This window comes from Fibrobacter sp., from assembly GCA_024398965.1.
GTDB lineage: Bacteria > Fibrobacterota > Fibrobacteria > Fibrobacterales > Fibrobacteraceae > Fibrobacter.
Genome location: JAKSIF010000024.1, coordinates 1 through 17,161, shown reverse-complemented (window position 1 = coordinate 17,161; position 17,161 = coordinate 1). Strand labels below are relative to the sequence as shown.

The window sequence follows — 17,161 nt, the reverse complement described above, 5'->3', positions numbered from 1 at the left end:
GGCGAAGCCATGTCCAAAAAATCCAAACTTTTCGCAATCGCCACAGCCAGTCTGCTTGCAGCAGCACTCACCAGTTGCTCCGACGACAGCAGTTCCTCCAATTCAGGCTCTTCGTCCGACGGCTACAGCTGCGATGTCAAAAAAGGCGACAATTCGGTTTCTCTCGTCATCTCGACGCCCTATTTCACAAGAACCGAAACAGCCAGGGTCGTGGACCACGGCGTCGAAGTCACCACTGGTTTCACCTTTCCCATCCGCAATCCCCTCAGCTGCGTTGAAGTCATCGAAGAAGAACTGGGCTCCAACGTAGAGCTGGTCTCCTGCGACAAGGACGGCTACTCCTACCGCGACTACGACATGTACGACAGCGACGAAGAACCCCCTACCTACTCCAGGCTCGTCTCTGGCGCCAAGGCGGAATGCTTTGAAATTGACGAATACTTCGACAAGATCCGCCGCAAGTCCCAAGGCAGGACTCCCGAGGAATACTGGGGAATCACAGCTGATTACGAAGAAGGGTTCTACGACTACAGCCTTTCCAGCTCCAGTTCCAGCGAGGACTACGAAGATTACCACTCCTCTTCCTCCGAGGAAATTCCCGAAGAACCCAGGGACACCACCTACGTCACTGAACTTTTCAGGGACTTCAAGCCAGACTTTTCAAAGGACTATTCCTGCTCCTACGAAGTCACCGACGACACCCTGATGATCGTAAAAGGCGGCAGCAAGAACTTCAACTTCGTAATGACCTTCCACGTCACCAAGGATTCCACCTACTACGCCACGCAGTACTACTTCCCCACTGCGGAAATTGGCGCCGACAAGTGCTATGATTCCCAGTCCAAAAATCATACCAGCAGCATAAGAGTCGACAAGAACGAATGCTTTGACAAGGGTTACGCATTCTACTACCGTCATGCAAGCTACAGAGAAAGCAAGGAAGAAGTTGAAGAACTGGGCAAAGACCAGTGCTTTGACCAGCAGGTTTATTTCGACACCGAAGCAGGCATCTACGAAGAACTGGACGACTACAAGATTATTCCCTTCGTTGACGAGGACTTCGATTCAGGCAAGTTCGGCGAAGAATTTCTGGACGCAAACGGCGACGGTTTTGCGCTAAGGGCATCTGCCAATTACTTCATCTCCTACACCCTGGACTCTCCCTTAAGATTCGGCGCAATCCAGTTCGACTACAAGCCCAGCGCAGAAGAATACAAGTCCATCGACAAGGCTTCCATCGCCTTCTTTGGCCACAGCGAAAACGAACTGACAATCTATTACGACAAGGGCAGCATCTACTTCCACAAGGATGTAGACGGCGAACCGATCAGCATTTCAGCAAAGGCAACCTTGACCAGCGACTACAACACCATCACCGCCCAGTGGGGCGAAGGACGAATGGAGCTGTACCTCAATGGAGAACTGCTGACTCGTCAGATTGTTTCAAATTCCAAGTATGCACCAAAGTCCAGCAACAGGAACATCCTTGCCATTGGCCGCAAAGAAACCTTTGACGCCGACGTAAGCGACCCTATGCAAGCGTTTGGCAACTTCGACAACATCCTTATGGCAAATGCTCGCATCATCAAGAGCAAGGAAACCGTTCTCGATCTTCTTAACAAGTACTACGACGAAAAGGATTATTAATCGGATTTAAGTTCTTAGATTCGGCAAGAAACTAGTGTTTCATGGGGCAGTGTTCACAACGAGCGCTGTCCTTTTTTTCGTCTCCAAAGCGTCGTTCAGGATTGGGGCAATGTTCCACAGAACCATCCGGTAAAATCCACAGTTCATCTTCAAAAGGGCAGTTCAATTCAATCGCCTCGGCAGAATTTCCGCAACCCTTTCTAAAGAATAAACTTCCTTCACAAATCACCTTTTTAGAACAAAGTAGCGTCCGCCATTTTTCAAGTTCGCATTCCCGCAGCTCGTACCTTGAGCGCAACATTTCCGATGCACAGCCAAGGAAAACCGCAGGATTCCACTTGATACGATGAACGCCGATGGACTCCGCCCACATGAGAATGTCCATGGACTGCTGAACGTTTCTTCTATGCAAGGTAACCTGCAGCGATACCGTGGCAAGGCGCTCCGAACCCACGCTCAAATTTCGACGGATTTCCAACAAGGATTCCACGTTCCTTTTCCACTCCGCAAAGACGGTCCCTGGCATCATCTCGCCCACCGTTTCCTCATCGAAACCCATGCAGCTGACCTTAATGTCGCTACAGGACCGCAGCAGTCGATCCATTCCCGCAGCCGATTTCCATACGCCCGGGAACGTCCCATTGGTCGTAAGATTCAGCGGTATGTTCAACTTGCCGCACAGTTCCAGCAGCTCGTTAAAATGGGAATAGAGCAGCGGTTCCCCCATGGTGCTGGGAATCACTTCCTTCAGAACTCGGGAACCGTCTCCACCTACCTCATTTCCATACTTTTCAATAGCAGCCTGCATCACATCAAGAGACATTTCCCCCATGCCAAAAGCACGCCCTCGCTGATTCAAGAAACAGAGAGGGCAATGCAAGTTGCACTTATCGGGATTTGTAAGCAATGTAATGCGACGCATTAGCCTAGAAATTCAGTTCAAACCTTCAAGCAACTAGTCCCTGCAATTTTCTCGCAGATACTTGATGGCCGCCATGCCGGCAACAGCACCCTCGCCTACCGCCACAGAAACCTGCAGCACACCACCGGTACAGTCCCCAGCCGCAAAAAGCCCCGGAACCGTAGACATCAGATTGTCATCCAGCACAAGTTTTCCATTGTCAAAGGCTGCCCCCGCCTTAAGCGCCAGGTCTGTAGCGTTGGCACTGCCCAAGGCAACAAAAAGTCCATCAAAGGCAGTTTCTGATCCGTCTTCAAACTGCACACCCTTAAAGGCTCCTTCACCAACCAAGCCCTTCAGCTTGCGCGTTTCAATCTTTACCGTTTCCGGGAAAGTCGCAGTCAAGGGAGCTCCATTAGTCAGCAAAGTCACGCTACCAACCACCTGCAGAAGTTCCGTTGCCTCATGGAGAGCATATTCTCCACTTCCCATCACTGCCACATTCTTCTGTCGGTAGAAGAAGGCGTCACAAACGGCACAGTAGCTTACGCCATGGCCTTCCATCTCTGCCATACCAGGAAGAGGCTGCTTTTTTCGGGCAGCGCCCGTCGCCATGATGCAAACCTTGCCGCGATACACGCCCTTAAGACCCGTAGCCACAAAACCAGTTCCATCAAACATCAGGTCCGTAATTTCGTCTTCGGCAATCTTGGCTCCCAGGCTTTCTGCCTGCTTTTTACCTACCTGCAGAAGTTCAGAACCTGTCAAGGGCTTTTCCAAACCATAATAATTTTCAATCAGATGAGCCTTTTCAAGGGCACCGCCATCCTTACCCACCATCTGGACAGCCAATCCAGAACGCAAACCATAGAGAGCGGCAGAAACACCTGCCGGACCATAACCTAAAATCAGCATATCATCCATAATAAACCTCCTCCTAAAGATACGAATTTATTTATACTTAGCATAGAGAGTTTTCCAATAAGACTCAAAGGATTTTTCTATGGATCGTTTTCAACCCCGTGATATGTTCGTTGAGGCAGGCTACGGCCCCAACTTTGCCAACCAGCTTATCCAAAACGCCTATAGCAAGCTGTTCGAAGGCGATCCCATCGACGAGCGAATCTGTTTCGATGCCTCGGACGACATGTCCTACATCGTAGACATCGGACACGACGACATCCGCTCCGAGGGCATGAGCTACGGCATGTACATTACAGCCCTCATCGGTAACGAAAAGCAGTTTGACAAGCTTTGGAACTTCACCAAGCGCTACCTTAGAAACAACGACGGTCCACACCAGGGATACTACTCCTGGCAGGTTTCCACCACTGACTTTTCCATGATGGATCCGGGTGCAGCTCCTGATGGCGAGGAATACTTTGCCATGGCCCTGCTGATTGCCGCCGAAAAATTCGGCCGCCCCGAACTCAAGCAAGAAGCCCTCGAACTCATCAATTGGTTGCGTCACAAGCCGGACAATGGCGAAGTCGGTCCCATCTTCGATCCTGAACGACTGATGGTCCGATTCTCCCCCGTAAAGGGCAACGACTTTACCGATCCCAGCTATCACACCATCGCATTCTATCGAGCCTTTGCAGAAGCCACCGGCGACGAAAGCTGGTTAACCATCGCAAAGAACAGTATCGAGTACCTGAAGAAAGCCACCCATTATGACACCGGGCTCTGTTCCGAATATTCCGAATTCGACGGAACCCCCAGGGCAACACCCTGGTATCCAGAAAGTAACTGCTTTAGCGGAGACGCATGGCGCGTCGCCATGAACATGAGTCTGGACTATGCCCTGTTCCGCGGTGACGAAGTCGAAAAATCCATGTGCGAACGCCTGTTGTTCTTCTTCGAGAGCCGCAGGCCTTACCTGGCAGACTACGCCGTAGACGGCTCTGACTTCCCCAGGCCGGGCAGAAGCGCAACGCCAGGCGTTATCGCCATGAACGCAGCAGCAACTCAGGTACTGTCTTCCGACGACGCACTGGTCAAGCCCTTCGTCAAGGACTTGGCTGCCCTTTCCGTGCCCAGCAGAGTCTGGCGTTACTACGACGGCATGCTCTACATGATCGGCCTTCTGGCTACCGCAGGCAAGATTCACTTCTAGACAGATTTTTCTATTAAACCGTTTGGATTAGGTTAAGAGGAAGAATAAGATGAACAAGTCAATTAAAATTTCCGCATTCATTGCAGGATTCGCCCTTGTGGCAGCCCTCACCGGTTGTGAAGACATCCGTGTTGAAAAGTACCCCAGTGGTCAAATCCGTTCCGAGGCCACCTACGTCAAGGACAAGAAGCAAGGCTCCGAAAAGGAATACTACGAAAACGGCAACATGAAGAGGGAATCCACCTACGAAAATGATCGCCGTCAGGGTATTTCCAAGGAATACTACGACGACGGATCCATCAAGGCGGAATACACCTACGAAGACGGCTACATCGAAGGTCCTGTAACCTTCTATCACAAGAACGGCAAGGTTTCCAGCAAACTGCAGTACAAGCAGAATAAGCAGATTGCCTTCGGTGAATACTTCAACGAAAACGGCGAACCAGAAACTAGCGGCAGCTACAAGGACCCCCGTGATGGATTCTCCTACGAATGGATCCGCATTGGAGCCCAGCTGTGGATCGCAGAAAACATGAACTACGCAACAGCAAGCGGTTCCGTCTGCGCCCAGTGCAACCACTGGGGACGTCTCTACGATTTCGAAAACGCAAAGAAGGCATGCCTTGAAGGTTTCCACATGCCCACCAAGCACGACTGGGAAGTTCTCCTGACTTACGCCAGCGTAGACAGCAAGCCGGGCATTGCACTTAAGGCCGGCTATGGCTGGGACCCGCTCAAGGGCACAGGCATTTTCGGCAACGGCAAGGACGAACTGGGCTTCGGCGCCAAGGCCGGTGGAGGTCACTTCGCCAAGAGCGACGTTCCCCTGAAGGAACGTAAGTTCGAAGGAGCCGGCCAGAAGGCTTACTTCTGGGTCGACAACGGCGAAGTTCTGGTATTCTACCACGACAAGGACATTGCCAAGTTCGAGAAGTTCAATCCCCAGCACGGAGCAAGCCTCCGCTGCATCAAGGACTAAGTCGAAGCCAGCCCAAGTCGCAGCCCGCGAATCTTTCTCGCACAGAAAAAGGAGTTCCAAACGGAACTCCCTTTTTTTATCCTTTAATCTTTAACCTATAACCTTTATACTAGGTTGTGTATTCAGCGTTGATCTTCACGTAGTCATAGCTCAGGTCGCAAGTGAATGCGCTGGCGCTAGCATGACCAATGTTAAGAACCAAGGTCACCTTGTATTCGCGCTGACGAACAACAGCATGGAGAGCATCGGTCTGTTCCTTGGTAAGCTGCACCGGACGGCCGCCTTCAAGAACCTGGACATCACCAAAGTAAAGATCGGTATGTTCGGCAACCATGTTGCAGCCGCTGGAACCAGCGCTGCTAAGGATACGGCCCCAGTTAGGATCCTGACCGAACATTGCGCACTTGGCCAAGTTACTGGTACCGATAAAGCGAGCCATCTTCAAGGCTTCTTCGTGACTTTCAGCCTTTTCGATGCAAAGTTCAATGAGCTTGGTAGCACCTTCACCGTCGCGGACAATGTCCTTGGCCAGAGACTTCATCACAAGCATCAGGGCTGCGCGGAATTCACCCTGTTCAGACAGGCTAAGATCTTCGTAACGAAGACCGCTCATGCCGTTTGCCAAAAGGATGCAGGTGTCGTTGGTGCTGGTATCGCCATCAACGGTAATGGCGTTGAAGGAGTCCGCAATGTTGGCGCGGAATTCAGCAAAGAAATCAATAGGCAGTGCAAGGTCTGTAGTAATGAAAGCCAGCATGGTAGCCATGTTGGGGTGAATCATACCGCTACCCTTGCAGGCGCCACCGATGGTCACCACACCCTTCTCGGTCTGGATTTCAACAGCGTGGGACTTGAGGACCAAATCCGTAGTCAAGATGGCACGACCAAATTCTTCAGAAGCATCTGCATGGAGGCCAGCAACCAAACGAGGAATGCCTGCTTCGATCTTGTCCATGGGCATCAGGTGACCAATCACACCGGTGCTGCAAACCAGAACGCTCTTGGGAGTAAGGCCCAAGGCTTCTTCGGTCAAGGTGGCCATGCGTTCGGCATCCTTGTAACCCTGTTCACCAGTGCAGGCATTGGCGTTACCGCTATTTACGACAACAGCGGTAGCAAAGTGTGCGTGTTCCAAGGCTGCCTTGTCATAAAGCACCGGGGCAGCCTTTACCTTGTTCGTTGTAAACACGGCAAAGCAACGAGCAGCCTTTTCGCTCTTGAGAAGAGCCATATCATCATTACCACTGGCCTTGATGCCAGCGCGGATACCACAGGCGGTAAAGCCCTTGGGGGAGCAAACGCCACCTTTTTCCAACACAGTATACATAGTGTCTCCTATTGTTTTCTTCACGTTAAATTATAACAAAAAAAGACCCTTTGCACCATTATTCTTTGGCTTGTCCATAAAAAAAATTCTAACTTAAAGGCATGGCAAAAACACCCTGTACTAAAGAAACTTTTGATAAGCTGGTTGAACGTTACAACTTCCTCAAGAAGATTGAACGTCCCCGCGTTGTAGACGAAATGGAAGAAGCCCGCAAGCAGGGCGACTTAAGCGAAAATGCAGAATATCATGCAGCCAAGGAAATGCTGGCTCATATTGATATGGAACTTCCCAAGCTGGAAGACCAGATTTCCAACTCCATTATCGTTGAATTCGATACTAATTCCGACACCATCCGTTTTGGCGCCACCGTTACAGCAAAGAACCTGGCTACCAAGCGCGAGGTCGTTTACCAGCTGGTAAGCCCCGAAGGCGTCGATCCCATGAATGGCAAGATCAGTTTCAAGAGCCCCATGGGTTCTGCTTTCATGGGCAAGAAGAAAGGCGAAATCGTAGAAGTTGTAACCCCCAAGGGCACCAACAAGTTCGAAATCGTCGACTTCAAGTAATCCGTAGCTTTTTCAAAGCTCTATGATTCTAGCCCTCATCGGTAAAGACAAGTTCTCCAAGGATCGTCAGGTAGAGAAGTTTCTATCTGACGCTCTTGGCGCGAACAAGGACGACCCGCTGGCCAAGCAGATTATTTACGCATCCGACACCAACATCCCCTCTGTAGCAGGATTGATTATGGAGAGTTGCGGATCCGTATCCATGTTTGCTCCGGAACAGGCGGTGGTGGTCCGTAGGGCCGATGCCATGAAGGCTGAAGAATCCAAGGCCTTGGCCCGCTGGCTCAAGGACGCCCCCGACTGCAAGCTGCTGCTGGACTTCGATGAACTTCGAGCCACCTCGGAACTTTACAAGATTCTCCCCAAGGTCGGCAAGGTCGAGAAGTACGAAGAGCCTAAGCAGTACAAGATGCACGACTGGATTGCCTCAAACATTCCGGGATTTTTCCAGAAGCCCATCGAACCAGCCGCCTGCCAGTACCTTGCCGACGCTCTTGGCACCGACACAAAGCTGGTCTGTGAAGAAGTCGAAAAGGCACTACTCTATTCGCCAGACTGCAACAAGATTACCTATGACCTTGTAAAGACCATGGTCATGCCCCGCCGTGAAATTCCGCCCTACGAAGTATTGAACTTCTTTGGCATGCGCGACGCCGTAGGCTATACCCGCAAGATTCACGACATCATCTATGGCAGTAAAGAAGATCCCGTAACCTCGGGCATCCTCATCACAAGCCAACTCTACAAGCACGCCATCTCCCTGCTGAACTTCATGACATTGGCCGCCAAGGGCACCAACCATGAGGAAGTCTGCAAGCAGATTGGCGCCAACTACTACATGTTCTGCAAGCAGGGCAACGCCGCGGAATGCTGCCGCCGTTGGAACAAGGCCGTACTGGTCCGCGTCATTCGCAGACTGGCCGACCTCAACTACGAGCTAAAATCCAGCAAGTGGACCGCCACAAGTCTGGAGCTAGCCCTTGCCGCCCTAGTAGTGCGTTAATTCCAGTTCAAGACAAATCCATTTGCCGCGACAAGAGTTTCTCGCCGCAGCATTAGCTCAAGTCTGTATTTCAAGAACATCCAGATATCAAAAAGGCCCCGCGTTCGCGGCGCCCTGTATGGCCCCGCCACAGCGGAGCCTTTTAAAATTTGGTTAGACAAAATTACCAGTCGTAGTCATCGCCAGCAGGAGCTTCTGCCGGAGTTTCCACTGCGGGAGCCTGTTCTACCGGAGTTTCCTCAACGGGCTGTGCGACCGGAGCGGGTTCTACAGGCTGTGCAACCGGAGCCGGTTCTGCAGCAGGCTGCGGAGCAGGTTCTGCCTTTTCTGCGGGAGCCTGTTCCACCGGAGCAGTTTCCTGCTGTGCAGCAGGGGCGGCTTCAACAGGCTTGGCTTCAGGAGCTGCCTCGACCTTCTTGGCTTCGGGAGCGTCCTTGCTAGAAGCTTCGCGAGTCGGTTCAGAAACTTCAATGTTACCCATGTAGTTACGAATGATACGCGGAGTCACGAAGATGACCAGGTCCTTCTTCACCACAGACTTACGAGAGTACTTGAAGAGGTTGCCAAGCAGCGGAATATCCTTCAGGAACGGGATACCACTTTCGGATTCCTGGGTTTCGTTACGGGTAAGACCACCAATCACAACAGTTTCACCATCTGCTACAACAACCTTGGTCTGTGCTTCCTGGGTGCTGATTACGATTTCGCCCTTGGAGTCATAGTCGTAGGAGTTGTTTTCCGGATGGAGATCCAACATAATGCGGTTGTCTCCGGAAACATGGGGAGTCACTGTCAGCTTAATACCGGTTTCTACCATCTGAGTAGAAGATTCACCACTGTCATCGATCACGCGGATAGAAACCTTGTCACCCATGAACACCTTGGCTTCGGTATTGTCCAAGGTAGAAACCTGGGGGCTGGCAAGAACTTCAGTGGAGGCATCACCCATCAAGTTACTGATGGCAATCTGGAGATTGTTATCCAAGAGGCTTGCGGTAACAGCAGTCTGTGCGTTACCCACTGCAGGAGACTTGCCGCCGCCCGGGAAGGATTGCACAACAGCACTGGTACGGGTTGCGCCAGCAGCACTACCCGTTGCGGCAGCTGCGGTACCCGGAGTAAGGGCTGTGTTACCCATAGTTGCAGTCCAGTCCACACCCAGTTCGCGGGCACGTTCGCTATTGACAACAACCAGCTTTGCAGTAATCATGATCTGGAGGGTTTCCACATCAAGTTCTTCAAGAGCATTTTCCATCTGTTCGATCTTAGCTTCGGTATCGTACACGATAATGGAATTGGTGCGTTCCACAGAGGTAATACGACCGCGGCCAGACTTCATGCTTTCCAGGACCTTGATAAGTTCATCGGCCTTTGCATGATGGATGGGGAAATTCTTACGGACCAAGGGAGCATTCTGCTCAGCCTGAGCTTCTTCATCGGCAATCTTCTTTTGCTTAGCCTGGTAAGAAGCCAAACGCTGGATGGTAATGTACTTGTCCTGAATAACCCAGGTGAGGTCATTCATGTTACAAATAATATCCAGGGTTTCCTGCCAAGTTTTCTTGGTCACGCGAAGGCTGATCTTACCCTTTACATCGGGAGCCATAAGGATATCCACACCGGCAATGATGGAAACAGAGCGGAACACCGCTTCGTAGTCCATATCGACGAAGTTGAAATCATACAGTTTCTTGTTCGGGGCAACAGTGCCTTCGGCAGGGGCACTCCAAGCAAAGGCAATGCCAAATACGAGGAGAAGTACAGTAAGGATTTTTGTCATAGATTTCATCACTTTTTACCCCCAAATTTATCGGGAAGACCCATGGAGTAGCGGCGGCTCACACCAAATTCCTGAATAAGGAAGAGCACGTCAGTTTGTGTAATTTTCAAGACTTTACCGTTAAGAATCTTGTCGCCTTCCTTAAGAGTGTAGGAAATGGAAGGATTCTTGGATTCTACGAGAATAGCAATGGGAACTTCGGATTCCCAGATGATACCCATCAGTTCAACCTGGTCAATGTTGATGCCTTCTTCCACCAGGCCCTTAATTTCAACAAACGGATCTCGACGACCAAAAGAACTGTAAGTGACTCGGTCTTCATAAAGATCGTCCAACTGGCTGCCAGCAACCGTTGCAGAGGTTTCTTCCACAACGCCGCGTTCCTTGTCGACCTGTTTCAGGCGTTCTGACTGTACAGAGGAAAGTTCATCAAAGAAGCTGACCGAGCGTTTGTTTACGTAACCAACGCGGTTACCCAGCTGCACCTTGCGATAAAGGCCAGTAATGTCGAGGCTTACAAGACGATCGCCAAAGACAACACGCTGTAATACCTGAGCATCCTCATTGGGAGCAGCATAGAATTCAGTTTCATCAGCAACAACGATCAACTCGCGAATCACAGGACGGAGGTGGAAAGTCTGGGAGCCGGAAACCAGCTTCTTGCTTTCGCCTTCGAACTTCTTTACGAAAGCATCGAAGTTCGGATTTTCTTCAACAGGCTTGGTCCAGTTACGAACGAAGATTCCATTGGGCTGGGCAGACCAGAACAGGAAACCTTCCTTCTTGGAAGCTTCGTGACGAGTCTGCAGGATCAACGCACCGTCCTGAACAAGTACCACAGGCTTTGCTCCGGACTGCAGCTGGATTTTCACGCCATTTGCACCCCAGGTAACAGACTTCACCAAGGAACCTGCGCCAATCTTGAACAGCGGAGATCTCTGAGGTCCAGACAAACCAATCGTGATGACGGAAGCCTTATCCGGATCGCTTACGTTCTTGATTTCAATCGGAGAATCTGCCACCAGGCGGAACTGTTCCATGCCAGAACCAACCAGGACTGTCATTTCCTTGATGTTAGCGATGAGGGCGGAAATAGGACCGCCTTCCTTTACAGCCTTATCGATTTGCTTCTGAAGTTCTGCATTGCGAAGAGCTTCTTCCTTGGCAGCCTTTTCTGCAGCCTTCTTGTCCAGGAGAGCCTGTTTTTCGGCAGCCTTCTTTTCTTCGGCAAGGCGCTTCTTTTCTTCAAGGGCAGCCTTTTCTGCAGCCCTCTTTTCTTCGGCTAAGCGCTTCTTTTCTTCGGCAGCGGCCTTGGCAGCAGCCTTCTTGTCTTCGGCGGCCTGCTTTTCGGCGGCCTTCTTTTCTTCGGCCAAGCGCTTCTTTTCTTCGGCAGCGGCCTTGGCAGCAGCCTTCTTGTCTTCGGCGGCCTGCTTTTCGGCAGCCTTCTTTTCTTCAAGGGCAGCCTTTTCTGCGGCCTTCTTCTCTTCGGCTAAACGCTTCTTTTCTTCGAGATTGGCCTTTTCAGCAGCTTTCTTGTCCAGGAGAGCCTGCTTTTCGGCGGCCTTCTTTTTGTCAGCAAAAAGCTTGGAAAGAGTCCAGGACTTGCCGCCCTTGCTCTTGAACTTCAAATTGAAATTGGACTTGTCCAGAGAAATGTCGTTTTTGTCGGTAGCAATGGATGCACCCACAGACATTTCAATCTTCAAGAAGCTTGTTCCGTGGAAGGCTTCCTTGTAGACACGCATGGACTTCACGAACTTGGAATCGGCATCCACATCAAAAGTACCTTCGCCAAGAGCAAAGGTCGTCTCGGAAAAACCGACGGTCAACTTCTTGGCTGCAGCATCGTACTTCTGGAAGAATGTGGGAAGGTCCTTGTCCGAAGCAAAGGAGAACACCATCTGGCATCCCTTGGATTCGCAAGCCAAACGCACATCCTTAATCTGAGCCGCCTGTGCGGCGACCGCAGCCATCACGAACAAAAGAAGGAACTTGCACTTCATCATTTTGCAACCTTCTTGGATGTATAGGTGGTCAGGTTAAAGGACACCGACATGGTAATCGGAGTCCAGCCATGAGTTTCCGCCTTCTGGATTTCCGCAGCAATACCGGAATAACGGTTCAGCTTCAAATTGGAAATAGCGGTCGGATAATTGAAGTTTGCAATTTCTGCGAACAGATATCCAAGCATATGATAGCCGGAATTAACAGCGATTGCATAACGGTTTTCAATGTAATGTTCACGTTCCGAACGGCCTTCAGGATTGAACTTCTGAATCTGGACGCCAGAACTGCGCAAAACAGAATACAGGTCCTGCAAACGCAGAGGAACCTTTTCTTCTTCCGGGAACATTTCCTTGAGCTTTTCGAAATCCTTTTCGGCCTGAACAAGCTGCAATTCCAACTCGGCAACACGGTGCTTCTTGGCATTGATCTTGTCTAGTTCAGACTGAGCGGACTGCAAATCACGTTCCAATCCTTCGCGTTCCAGTACGAACGGATTCCACACGTAATCGTACATGTAGTAACCACCCAGTAGGATTACGGCGATAATCACAAGGGCAAATATGTTTTTCTTGTCTTTAAAGTCTATACCACCCATATCAACCCTCCCCATTGAGGTCCCTATTCAGGACCACCTTTATGGTAAAGTTATAGGCCTCTTCGCCATCCACCTTTGTGGTAGAGATGGTTACCAAGGAGACAGTCTGCACACTCACCTGCTTTTCAAGCTTCACCATATACTCGGCGACTTCAGAGAAATCGAAGGTAACACCCTTCATTTCAATATCATACTCGCCCATCTGGTTAATGCTCGTCACCCACATGTTGGGCGGAAGCACAGAGGAAATGTTTTCGAACAAGATAATCCAGCGCTTCTTGTTGACCTGGATTGACTTGAGAGCGTTGATCTTGGTATTGACCACGCCCTGCTTTTGTTCAAGATCGCTAATCTTGGTGAGCAGCGGACGTTCACGTTCAACTTCAGCTCTTACTCGAGCAACTTCATCGTTCAGATGACGAACGGATTCGTCCACATAAGCGAAGAGCATCACTGCTGCAACGATGGTTACAATAAGTCCCACTACAGGCCAAATCACACGACGGTCTGTAAACCAGGAGAAATCCTTCTGCTTCTTACGATATTCCGGAGGCAACAGGTTAATGGAAATTGCCAGTGCCTGCTTCGTCACTTCTTTCTTCTTTGCAGCCATTAGAACTTCCTCATTGCAAGGCCCAGAGCCGGAGCGTAGATGTTAGAAAGGGCAATGGAAATACCATTTTCTCCGAAAACCTTTTCATCACATTCTGCCAGGCGGAAGGGATTCACCGTATCAGTTTCAATGCCGGAGCGTTCTGCGATGAATTCCTTAAGACCAGGAATTGCAGCGCCACCGCCACCCAAAAGAATCTTGTCCAAATTCTTGGCGTCATCGGATGTAGAGAAGTAACGGATACCGAAATCAATCTGGGCCATTACGTCTTCGTAAGCCAGCTTAAGAGCGGTTTCCACTTCTGCTTCAGAGAATCCATCCACGATGGACATGTCACTCTTGTCAAAAATTTCATGACACTTTTCAGCATCAATATTCAAGTTCATGCAGGTCTTGCTGATAACCATATCCAGCGCACCACCGGTCATGGATCGCATAGAATGGAACTTACCATCCTGCACAAAAACCACGCTCATCTTCTTTTCACCAATGTTGAAAATTGCGGTGGTAGCTTCAAGATCCTTAGGTTCAGCAGTTGTAACAAACGCATTCAGGAGGCCAAAGATATCTACGTCCATGGCTGCCGGTCGGACCCCGCGGCGAACAAAGAACTTTGCCCAGGAGTCCAGCAGGGCGCTTTTTGCAGCAACCACGTTGGCCTTGACTTCGTCCCCTTCCCTGGAAGCGACTTCGTAGTCGATCACGTTGTCCTGGTCATCAAAGGGCGGACGGGACTGGGCGGTCTGAAGAATAATTGCAGCTTCATTGCCGTTTTTAGGCACCTTCACGGAAAGGCGGTCTACAAGAACACCACCAGCACCGGCACCGCAGTTCACGGAAACAACCACATCAGCGGAATCTTCCCCCGGATGACGGAGGAGAAGCTTGTTAAGGGCATCGGCAAGCAGGTCCTCGCCTTTCTTTTCGGTCTTTTCTGCGCCCTCTACAGCCTCTTCTGCGGCCTGGATCTCGCCATTGATGATGGCGCCATCAGGAACCTTTTCCAAGTCTGCATCAACAACAATTCGACCACCGTTGGCATTGTGAAGCACCTTAACGTACTTGATGCTGTAATGACCAACATCAATTCCGATGGTTTCACGTACTCCACGTATCTTTGCAATTAATCCTAAAGCCAAAATAAAACTCCGATAGGAAAATATACGATACTAATTCTACCTTAAAAATGAACAAATGTCAAGCGGACAATGTCGCTAAGTCATTGAAAATTAAGTAGTTACGCAATTTTTGCCTTCTTTGCAGCCTCTTTTTTTGCCTTGTTAGCCTCAAATAGGTATTGCAGCACCCTCTCCTGAGTCCAGCCAAAGGACCCGCTGAACGAAGCGGTGAGGCAGTTATATTCGGGGAATTCACTACGTTTATGCCCCAAATTACGCAAAATCTCGATTTCTACATCCTCTTCGCCAAAACTGGGCAGGACAAATCTTATGCGAACGTGTTCGCCCGAAGAACAATCCACAGGCAAACCGATCATGATACCGCCTGCAGACAGGTCAAAAAGGCGCCCTTCGCAAGTCGATCCATCGGGAAGTGTAGCAACCACAGGGAATGCAACCGTTTCTCGAACCCAACGACGAAGCTGTTTTTTCTCCAAGTTGGAAGAATGGGGCAAAATAAGTTGGTCGGGCAAACAGGATCTGACATCGAGATAGGTGGAGTACACAGCATCATCCGGACGAGTCCATCGAACAAGAACCTCTTGACCAACAAAGTCTCCCACGGGGCCGCAACTTCCGTCGTAGGTAATGGCCCATTCCTTTTCCTTACGCCACACAATTTCAGATCGCTTAAACACTCGGCCGCTATCCAGTATCAGGTCAATGCGGTCCCCCACATTGAACTGCCTTGTAGAGCAAACCTGGGTCAGCGGGTTCGACGCCGTGAAATCCATCTTTTTACGGATACTTTCCACGGCATCTACGGTTTCGTCTCGAATCGTAAAGACATCTCGGAAATCGTAAAAGTTTGTGACAGCCGCCTCGAAATGTACAGACGAATTAATGACCGCGTCCTTATTTTCAAAGGACGATGCTCGAATCATCTTTTCAAGTGTACGTTTTTCCTTGTCTGTAAATTCAAAAGCCTTCACCTTTTCGTCAAAGGCTTCTGTACCAAACATCTCTTCGTTTTCACGACGATAGTTGATGCGATGGACTTCCCATAGCACCAACAGTACGAAAGCAGCGACAACCAAGGACGCCATCCAGACAAGCTGAAGCGGTTCAATCATCTACGACATTCCCTTTAGGTATTAGGCCTTAGTCCACACACCGCCGATGTAGGAACCAACGATTGTTGCAGGAATTTCGGTACCCACCAGCGGAGAGTTGCAGACATGACCAGCGAATTCGGATTCAGCCACGACGTGAGACTTTTCAGAAAGAACCACGACATTCATGAGCTTGCTGTCGGCTTCCACGCCGGCAATCTTTGCAGGAGCGGCAGACAGAAGTTCGATGGCCTTGGCTTCACCGAACTTTTCGGAGAGAAGCTTCCAGAGAGCAGGCAGAGCCACTTCCAAAGAAACGGCGCCCGGCACGGAATCTTCGAAGTTAACTTGTTTGTCCTGACGGAGCACCGGAGTGTGGTTCACGCTGATAGCGTTTACGGTACCGTCGGCAATGCCTGCCAACAGGGCCTCGCGGTCGGCTGCAGCGCGGAGAGGCGGCAGCAGGTGGAACGCGGAATCCGTAGTGGTCAAGACAGAATCATCGAACAGCAAGTGGTACATGTCCACGTCGCAAGTGACGTCGATACCCTTCTTGCGGGCATCGCGGATCAAGTCCAGAGTTTCGCCGCAGGTCACCTGCTTGAAGTGAACCGGCACCTGCAAGAAGCGGGCGTTTTCAAGAACCGTGTAGGCGGCAATGGTTTCTGCAATACGGGGAATGCCCTTCATGCCCATCATATCGGAGTAGGCGCCTTCGTGAACGCAGCCGCTCTTGCGAAGAGTCTTGTCCATGGGCTGGAAGAAGAAACGCTTGCCAGTCATCTTGCCGTATTCCATGGCAAGACGGATAAAGCGGTTGTGCGGGATGCTTGCATTACCGTCACCGAAACCGGCAACGCCCTTCACATCCAGGTCTTCATTGCCTTCGGCAAGTTCAAGCATTTCAGAAAGGCGGTCGCTACCGAATTCAACGCTGTAGGCGCCGAGAACAGCAAACTTCATGTTCTGGCCAGCCAGGCGATTTTCAAGGGCAGCAAGCTTTTCGCTGTCGTCCACAGGATTTGCAGAGCTTTCGTAAAGGGCACCATAGAAGCCACCCTTACGCATGGCCTTGATACCATCCTTCACAGTGTAGATGTCGTCGCGAAGGGGTTCGCGGAAATCAACGCCCAAGCCAAAGAGGGCGGGCATCACAAGGGCGCCATCGCAGTCAACTTCAGCATCCAGTTCGGCGGGATTCTTTGCAAAGTAATCCGGTTCAACCTCGTAACCGTTAGCAATGGCAAGAGCTGCCTTCTGTACAAACTTTGCACCGTCCCAAACGCGGACGTTCTTCAGAACAACATTTTCAATTTTCTTTTCGCACGCCTTAGTCATTGTTACGACCTCCAGCCAAAAGGAAGAGAACAGCCATACGGACAGCGACGCCGTTGGTC

Annotated in this window: 15 protein-coding genes; 5 read left to right on the top strand and 10 right to left on the bottom strand. The window is 50.5% G+C overall.

The features are described from left to right. Nucleotides 1-9: 9 nt before the first annotated feature. Nucleotides 10-1,647, top strand: a complete 1,638-nt coding sequence (locus MJZ26_10110; GenBank protein ID MCQ2106133.1) for a LamG domain-containing protein — start codon at nucleotides 10-12, stop codon at nucleotides 1,645-1,647. A 31-nt stretch (nucleotides 1,648-1,678) separates the two neighbouring features. On the opposite strand, the gene MJZ26_10105 is transcribed toward MJZ26_10110, so the two are convergent. After that, a complete protein-coding gene (locus tag MJZ26_10105; GenBank protein ID MCQ2106132.1) occupies nucleotides 1,679-2,569 on the bottom strand; it encodes a radical SAM protein in 891 nt (296 codons plus the stop codon). A gap of 33 nt (nucleotides 2,570-2,602) precedes the next feature. After that, a complete protein-coding gene (locus MJZ26_10100; protein ID MCQ2106131.1) occupies nucleotides 2,603-3,472 on the bottom strand; it encodes an NAD(P)/FAD-dependent oxidoreductase in 870 nt (289 codons plus the stop codon). Nucleotides 3,473-3,551: 79 nt separating this feature from the next. On the opposite strand from MJZ26_10100, the gene MJZ26_10095 reads away from it, so the two are divergent. Continuing rightward, entirely contained in the window at nucleotides 3,552-4,664 is a 1,113-nt protein-coding gene (locus MJZ26_10095) for a glycosyl hydrolase family 8 (GenBank protein ID MCQ2106130.1), read from the top strand. A gap of 49 nt (nucleotides 4,665-4,713) precedes the next feature. Continuing rightward, nucleotides 4,714-5,643 (top strand): hypothetical protein, encoded by a 930-nt coding sequence (locus MJZ26_10090; protein MCQ2106129.1) that lies wholly within the window; start codon nucleotides 4,714-4,716, stop codon nucleotides 5,641-5,643. 109 nt (nucleotides 5,644-5,752) lie between these two features. On the opposite strand, the gene argJ is transcribed toward MJZ26_10090, so the two are convergent. Continuing rightward, nucleotides 5,753-6,970 carry a bifunctional glutamate N-acetyltransferase/amino-acid acetyltransferase ArgJ gene (argJ, locus tag MJZ26_10085; protein ID MCQ2106128.1) on the bottom strand — a complete coding sequence of 406 codons (1,218 nt, stop codon included), beginning with the start codon at nucleotides 6,968-6,970 and terminating at the stop codon, nucleotides 5,753-5,755. 101 nt (nucleotides 6,971-7,071) lie between these two features. Here argJ and greA point away from each other — a divergent pair, with 101 nt between their 5' ends. Beyond that, on the top strand, nucleotides 7,072-7,536 hold the full coding sequence (greA, locus tag MJZ26_10080; GenBank protein MCQ2106127.1) for a transcription elongation factor GreA: 465 nt from the start codon (nucleotides 7,072-7,074) through the stop codon (nucleotides 7,534-7,536). A gap of 22 nt (nucleotides 7,537-7,558) precedes the next feature. Beyond that, nucleotides 7,559-8,539 (top strand): DNA polymerase III subunit delta, encoded by a 981-nt coding sequence (gene holA, locus MJZ26_10075; GenBank protein ID MCQ2106126.1) that lies wholly within the window; start codon nucleotides 7,559-7,561, stop codon nucleotides 8,537-8,539. Between the two features lie 163 nt (nucleotides 8,540-8,702). Here holA and pilQ read toward each other — a convergent pair whose 3' ends face one another. The 7 genes from pilQ to MJZ26_10040 all read right to left on the bottom strand — a co-directional run. Next, nucleotides 8,703-10,328, bottom strand: a complete 1,626-nt coding sequence (gene pilQ, locus MJZ26_10070; protein ID MCQ2106125.1) for a type IV pilus secretin PilQ — start codon at nucleotides 10,326-10,328, stop codon at nucleotides 8,703-8,705. Continuing rightward, the gene (locus MJZ26_10065) at nucleotides 10,328-12,325 is read right to left on the bottom strand and encodes a hypothetical protein (GenBank protein ID MCQ2106124.1); all 1,998 of its coding nucleotides are present in this window, start codon (nucleotides 12,323-12,325) and stop codon (nucleotides 10,328-10,330) included. Before MJZ26_10065 ends, pilQ begins: the two co-directional genes overlap by 1 nt. Further along, the gene (locus MJZ26_10060) at nucleotides 12,322-12,921 is read right to left on the bottom strand and encodes a type 4a pilus biogenesis protein PilO (GenBank protein MCQ2106123.1); all 600 of its coding nucleotides are present in this window, start codon (nucleotides 12,919-12,921) and stop codon (nucleotides 12,322-12,324) included. The genes MJZ26_10065 and MJZ26_10060 overlap by 4 nt, the downstream gene beginning before the upstream one ends. Before the next feature lies 1 nt (nucleotide 12,922). Beyond that, the gene (locus tag MJZ26_10055) at nucleotides 12,923-13,534 is read right to left on the bottom strand and encodes a PilN domain-containing protein (GenBank protein MCQ2106122.1); all 612 of its coding nucleotides are present in this window, start codon (nucleotides 13,532-13,534) and stop codon (nucleotides 12,923-12,925) included. Further along, a complete protein-coding gene (locus MJZ26_10050; GenBank protein MCQ2106121.1) occupies nucleotides 13,534-14,673 on the bottom strand; it encodes a pilus assembly protein PilM in 1,140 nt (379 codons plus the stop codon). The genes MJZ26_10055 and MJZ26_10050 overlap by 1 nt, the downstream gene beginning before the upstream one ends. 98 nt (nucleotides 14,674-14,771) lie before the next feature. Next, a complete protein-coding gene (locus tag MJZ26_10045) occupies nucleotides 14,772-15,785 on the bottom strand; it encodes a PilZ domain-containing protein (GenBank protein MCQ2106120.1) in 1,014 nt (337 codons plus the stop codon). A gap of 21 nt (nucleotides 15,786-15,806) precedes the next feature. Next, the coding region (locus MJZ26_10040) for a hypothetical protein (GenBank protein ID MCQ2106119.1) at nucleotides 15,807-17,161 on the bottom strand (1,355 nt) is incomplete at its 5' end.